At 52.1% G+C, this 6231-nt stretch carries 7 protein-coding genes; 2 read left to right on the top strand and 5 right to left on the bottom strand.

Going from position 1 to position 6231, the window contains the following annotated elements:
* The first annotated feature begins 189 nt into the window (after positions 1–189).
* Positions 190–756, top strand: coding sequence for a hypothetical protein (locus HLB35_RS16235; RefSeq protein ID WP_171703383.1), 567 nt, complete (start codon positions 190–192; stop codon positions 754–756).
* A 30-nt stretch (positions 757–786) separates the two neighbouring features.
* Here the strand turns inward: HLB35_RS16235 and HLB35_RS16230 are convergent, their stop codons facing one another.
* The 5 genes from HLB35_RS16230 to HLB35_RS16210 all read right to left on the bottom strand — a co-directional run bounded on the left by HLB35_RS16230 (position 787) and on the right by HLB35_RS16210 (position 5750).
* A complete protein-coding gene (locus tag HLB35_RS16230) occupies positions 787–2325 on the bottom strand; it encodes a relaxase/mobilization nuclease domain-containing protein (RefSeq protein ID WP_171703382.1) in 1539 nt (512 codons plus the stop codon).
* A complete protein-coding gene (locus HLB35_RS16225) occupies positions 2322–2681 on the bottom strand; it encodes a plasmid mobilization protein (RefSeq protein WP_171703381.1) in 360 nt (119 codons plus the stop codon). The genes HLB35_RS16230 and HLB35_RS16225 overlap by 4 nt, the downstream gene beginning before the upstream one ends.
* A gap of 131 nt (positions 2682–2812) precedes the next feature.
* The gene (locus HLB35_RS16220) at positions 2813–4411 is read right to left on the bottom strand and encodes a protein rep (RefSeq protein WP_171703380.1); all 1599 of its coding nucleotides are present in this window, start codon (positions 4409–4411) and stop codon (positions 2813–2815) included.
* A 375-nt stretch (positions 4412–4786) separates the two neighbouring features.
* Complete coding sequence (locus HLB35_RS16215) at positions 4787–5179, bottom strand: hypothetical protein (protein WP_171703379.1); 393 nt, start codon at positions 5177–5179, stop codon at positions 4787–4789.
* Positions 5133–5750, bottom strand: coding sequence for a DNA-binding protein (locus HLB35_RS16210; RefSeq protein ID WP_171703378.1), 618 nt, complete (start codon positions 5748–5750; stop codon positions 5133–5135). The genes HLB35_RS16215 and HLB35_RS16210 overlap by 47 nt, the downstream gene beginning before the upstream one ends.
* A gap of 203 nt (positions 5751–5953) precedes the next feature.
* On the opposite strand from HLB35_RS16210, the gene HLB35_RS16205 reads away from it, so the two are divergent.
* On the top strand, positions 5954–6231 hold a 278-nt coding region (locus HLB35_RS16205; protein WP_216601616.1), incomplete at its 3' end, for a J517_1871 family lipoprotein.

Here is a 6231-nt window from a genome sequence, read left to right as displayed (position 1 = left end):
AGAAATAAACTCACAGGAGGGTGGCCGTTTTACAGTAAGTGAGTATAGCAACAGAGGGATTACCCTTGTGAGCCATTATAGTGAAAAAATTTCTTACAACTTCATATCTGATAAAGAACTTGAAGAAGCTACGACTTATTGCAAGAATCATTTTAATGAAAAGTGATTGAAAGAAAAAAGGAATAGAATATGATCATAGAAAAAATAAAGAAGATACTAGGTAGCGGTGGAAGTAATAACACTCAAAATAAGACAACAAACGAAGAGAAAATAAAAAACCGTATTGCAAAGGGGATGATTGAAGAAAGCTCTTTCATTAAGAAAGGGGAACACAGAAAAGCTATAAAACACATAACAGGGGAAATCGACCTTTTAAAATCTGGGCAACCTTTAACCCTAAATGAAAAGAAAGATTTTAATCTTAATACCAGAAGGAAAATGACACATGACCTTATTAATATAATAGAAATGGAAGGTACCGATCTAAATGAAGCGTTAAAAGAAATTGATAGAATGAGTCTAGTTACTAGATCAAAGGCTCAAAGAGAAATACATTTTAAAGGGATATCGGAAGAAGGGCTATTCAAAAAGGTAGAACTGATGGCCCCTAATGATCATCGAGCATGCAGGTGGTGTAAATCAAGAAACAAGAAGATTTTTACTGTAAAAACCTCTTCCATAGACGAAATAGAAGAGGTTATAAATGAAAATTGCACATGCGAACCTTGGAGAATCGCAATGGTAACCAAAGTATAAATAATATGGAAATAAAACAGTTATATCGTTTTAAAATTTAAAGTTGCGAGAAGCATCAATAGGCCCTGGAGAATTTGATTTTCTATTCAAATCTTGGCTATCCATCTTAGATTCAGAAGGTTTTTCTTTAGAGTCTTTTTCTAGCATCAGTGATGACTTCTCCGCTTCGCGGTCTAACACTAGGTTTTCAATTCGTCCAACTGCCGCTGCAAGATAGTCACTTGCTGGCTCAACGCCTCGTATTCGCTTGAGACACGCTCCAGCCCGGTCAACGCAACGTCGAGCGCTTTCTGCTGCTCGCTCTGCCGCTTCTCGAATCGCTCTAACGCGTCGAGCAGCGTCCTCTCCAATTCCGTCATTTACTGCACCTCGATGTAAATCTGGCCCGACTCCAGCTGTCTCGCTGTCGCGCTCCTCGGCATCAATAGGTACTCCTTCCCGTTCCGCTCGATCAGTTCCACGCCCCTGGTGTCGAGTTCCAGCAGCGTCTGCCGCTGCTGCTGGATCGTCTGATACTGGTACTGCGTCCACGCCCAAGCCGCGACGCAAATAGCCAGCGAGGTCATCACCAGGAGCAGGCTCGGCCACAGCATCAAGCCCCGGAACCGCTTGGCCAGATGTTTCGTCTCTTGGTGCATATCGGCTTCGATTGTATTCAGCGCGCTTTTGTATGTGCCCTTCAACTCGTTCCGCATAGCGTTCAGCTGCTCGCGAGTCGCACCTTGAATAGTCTCGCTCTCTTGGCTGATTTGCTGCTTCAAGCGTGCTTTCAAGTTCCCATCCAGCGCCATAGATAGCCCCTTTCATCTTGAATCGTGTTTCTTCTGGATCATCAGGATGGAGCAGTGTGATGCTGCTCTTGCTCGCCCTGGTAACGCTGAATCCCAATTCATGCACCTGCTCCAGCAAGCTGTCACGGTCACGGATCAGCCCAGCCTCGACTCGCTTAGCGATCAGCGAATGTGCCAAATCGCGCAGCTCCATCCGCCGTTTAGCCGCTGATACCCCCTCTGGCAGCCCCAGGTCTTCCCACTCAACGGCCTTGCGGTCACCCGGCGGGTGCTGAATATCGCGCTCCCGCGCTGGATCATCCGGATCTGCTAAACCGTATTCCGCATTGATCATGCTCCGAAAATCGTCATACGCAGCGCGGGCACCGCGCCCAGGCGGACAGATATTTAGGCTCTTGCCCGTAGTCAGCTCCACACGAGGCGTAACGAAGTGCAGTTCGTGGTGGCCGGCATGTTCATGCCGAACCCACAAAATGTTGTATTGATCCGGATGCAAGCCCGCGAAAGCGACCTTTTCGAAGCGATCCATGATGTTTTGCTCTTGCTCCGGTGTGATGACTTCACCAGGAGCAAATGACAACACCCCAGATTTATACCGGTATCTAAATTCTAGGGAGTCGATTAGCTGCTCCGTGGCCGCTGGATCACCGCGCAAAACCGTTGGCGGTGGTGTCCGCGTATGCGTGCCCTTTTTGGCCTGTGTGACAGTCTCCTGCACACAGTAGCCAACAGGGCCGCTACCGCGGCCTTGGCCGCGAGTCGCAAAGCCAACGATCATTTTTCTGTGCCTCGCTGCTGGTCGGCCACCGATTCCACGGCTTGCTGAATTGCTTGGAGGTGCGAAACCACCTCAATGGTGTCCGCCGCACCTCGATGGGTGTTCACCCATCGAGCGATCATGTTGAGATTGGCATTGATTCTGTTCAGCATCGCTACGCGCTGCTGCTCATCGCTGCGATTGCGAATTTTCAGCTTGCCAATATGATCCCGAACAAGAGCGCTCGGCGTCATATTTGCCTCGCTAGCGAGCGTCTGTAGATGCTCGTATTCGGCATCATTAACGCGAATCCGGAGCAACGTTTCACGTCGCTCTGCGTCGCTCTTCCGCCGCTTAATCGGGGCTTCGTCCGACATAAACGCCTGCCATTTTTTGGGGTTCTATTACCATTCTACCAGCATCGGCCCCTGCATGTGCGCGTGCGCGCGCCTAAAACAAGGCCACCCAGTGTGGGCACGACAGTCGGAGCCTCCCTCGCTTCGCTCAGTCAGCCCACGCCAGCCGTACCCACCTGGGGCCTTGCAAGGGGCGCTGCCCCCTTGACCCCCAAAGTGGCCTCGCGGCCACCGCTTGCAAAAGCAAGCGAAGCAGCAAACCAGCCAATTCTGACCACCTCGGCTTCAAATGCTTTGAGACCCTGCTCAGCATCATCCAGCATCGTCACATGCACCGCTGCCGACTGCCCGCGCATTCGTGCCAAGGCAGCATCGAGGTCACGGCCTGCCGACTGTGCAGCCGCCTGCGCTTGGCGCTCCTGTTGACGCGCTGCAGCCGTTTCGTCAGCTGACTGCTGGGCCTGTTCAGGCGTCTGCTGTTTAACTTCCGAATGCTCAATACCTTCAGCGTCACGTAGTCCTGCCAACAGCATCACAATCGCATTCCAGCCGCCTATCTCGGCAGCATCAAGCACTGCCGATTGCCGACCCAAGCGCCTTATCAGACGCCAATCGTCTGGCGTAAGCTGACCAAGGGCAACGGCTTCATCACGCTGTTCCTCTGCCAGTTCTTCATCCGTGTGATCGTCAATACCGATGCGGCCCTTTAGCCCTGGGCTGAAAAACAGCGCCCGCACCCGGCGCTCTGTCACTTTCTGGATGAAATCGACGTATAGCTGCCCCGCCCGCTCGCTGCCATCTAGCGACTCCGCTAGCAACTTGAACGGATGACGACCCGAGCGCTTACCGTTTTTCGTGCCTTTGCTCGACGCTTTCGACATTTCCCGATCAACGCCCCAGTGCTTGGCGTCGTCCGCCTTAGCCAAATATTCCCCTGCTGAACACCAAGCTTTTACGTCCACTGCTCTCACGTCGAACGCCCGCCAGCTCTGTTCATTTTTAGGGTCGAGCAGCCCCACATCCTGACAAATCCGCTTCCAACGCTTCATAACCGTGGTTTTAACGTCCCCTGCGGTCGTCTCAGCGCTTACAAACCACAATTCGTGCGTATGTGGGTGCCAGCCGTTGCGCTCGCTGTGCGTGATTTCTAGCGCCCTCACGAGCCCTTGGAACTGCCAGCGTTGCTTGGCCAGATCCCACACCCGACCTTTACGGAGCTTCGCCAGCGCCAAGCGCTGCTTATCCAGTAAACCGCCCAAGTCATCGCTTCGCTGATGGGGAAAGGTGAGGGTAACCATCATCGGCTGCAAACCGGACTCATACGCCCAGTCGACCGACTGCTCCACCTCTTGCCGGCGGCGCTCGCTGATCTTCGCCGCACAGACCGGGCAACCCCAAATCGAGCCGCACACCTGCACACCGGAATAAAATGCATGGCCATGCTCACATGACTGATGCACGTGGATTTTGCCGTGGGGGATATACATGCACCCTGCGGTGCGGTGGATCTTGTGCTGCCATTCCAGCCCTTGCCGCCGCCCTTCATTGAGTAGCAGGCGCCGTGCTTCGGACGTGAGCGCATAGCGTTCTGCACGCACAAGCCTACGGTCAAAAGCACCAGGATTCTTTTCACAGGTGGGGGAGGATTTCGCGACTGTCCCTAGAGCGGCATTTCCGGCTGCGCCGGATGCCTCGCCCGGGAAGTCGCGTAGCTGCTTCTGCAGCGTATGGTTACCAGGCTTTAAGTACATCTGCCAAACCCCGGTAGGGCTGGCAGAACTTGAGATTTACGCTCTCAATGCTCATAATGTCCCTTACCTACTACGTGAATGACCCCGGAAGAGAGGCGGCAACCTCAGTGACTCCGGGGTTTTTCATGCCTGACTGAAAATAGATGTAGTCAATTATATTTTACAAATCAGACACTTACTAAATAGCCATAGAATATCATAGATACAATAGCGCCAATCGTCCAGCCCACTGACAAATCAGACAAACCCCAAACCCTGTCTGCATGGTGGCCTTGAGTCGCTGCAAAGTGCTCTGGATGCTGCAAGCAACGGCGGCACCGATCGCTCAGTGCCGCGCTGTTTGGCGTGCGTTCGCTTCGCTCACCACCACTCAATCTACTCAGAAGTTTTCTGCTGCTTGCTCACACCTAGCTCTTTCAACATCGCGTCGAAACGTTCCGCTGATGCTTGTGATTCTGCCAATCGTGCCTCTGCTGCCACGGCGCGGTGCTCAGCTTGTTGGAGCTTTTGCTGGAAGCCACTCAGTCGCTCCTGACACTGCTCTTCCGCTTGCTGCTCTGCGTTAATCCGCGCCGACCGTTCGCGCTCTGCCGCCTCTTCAGCTTCCTGCTGTGCTGTCTTAGCGGCTTGTGCTTCTTTCTTCCACTGCTCCAAGGACGACATGATCTCAGCGATGTGATCGCCCATTTTGCGTGCATCAGTATTGGCTTTGTCGCGCTGCTCACGCTCGCTGTTCAGCCTCAGTCGCTTGTTTACGTGCTGACTCAACCTCCTCCCGCAGCTCCTTAATACGCTCCTGAGCGGACTCCTCACGAGCTTTCAACCCTGCCAGCTCCTCACGAGTCGCCGCGTGCTGCTGTTGGGCCTTGGCTAGCTCACCACGCACCGCCTCAATCTTGGTCACTTCAACCGCCACGGCTTCCTCGCCCTGAGCTTCCAGGCGTACCAGGGCATCATTCAATTCCTCAATCTCTGCATCATGCCGCTGCCGTTCGGCCCGCAGCTTGTCGAACTCAGACTGCAGGGCGTGCCGCTCAGCTTCAACGGCTTCAGCATGTTTTGCGTCACTTTCACGCCATGCCGCCGTTACCAGCTGCTCAGCCAGCTTATGAGCTTGGGCGGTAATCATCTCAGGAACTTCCGGCTCTTTTGGTGCCTCTGGCTCCGGTTCGGGTGCTTCTGGCTCTTGCTGCGCGGCCCGCCATGCAGCCATGTACTTGTTGATCGTCGAGTAGCTGCCCTCGCCTAGCTCGGCGCGGATGCGCGGGTTTGTGGGTCGCTCGCCCCGCTCTGCGATGCGTTCCGCTGCTTTGATGACCTGCTGTTCTGTAATTGCCATATCGTTCACCCTTAAAGTGTACTGTATTGTACTGTATTGTACTGTAACGATTGTACTGTATTTAATATAGTACAGTACGATACATCTGTCAAAAACAATATGCTGATTGTGAAAAATGCACCGAAGGTTGCTCATAAAGTTAAAAAGAAATATGTTAATCGACTTAAATTAAATACCAAAACAAACAAAGAGGCAGAAGAAATATGAAAAAAAATATAGCAGCCAGTATAGCGAGCTTCTCAATCCTAATGTCAGGATGTGCATTAGACCCATATGGAGTGACAGAATTAGTTAACGACCAGCAAAACAATGATTTCGTTTCCATTGAAAAAGAGAGCTTAGATTATCCTATTGAAGGGTTATGGACAGGCAGTATGGGCCCATATTTAGTGACTATAGAGTTAGAAGAGGATGGAAGCGGTGAAATGTGCTCCTCTTATGCAGGCACAGATAATGTCTCTAAATTAAAATACGCAAATAA

Origin of the sequence: Vreelandella azerica (genome assembly GCF_013112225.1) — a bacterium.
GTDB classification, from domain to species: Bacteria; Pseudomonadota; Gammaproteobacteria; order Pseudomonadales; family Halomonadaceae; genus Vreelandella; species Vreelandella azerica.
Note: the sequence above shows the minus strand (reverse complement) of the source record. Positions and strands in the feature narration are given on the sequence as shown.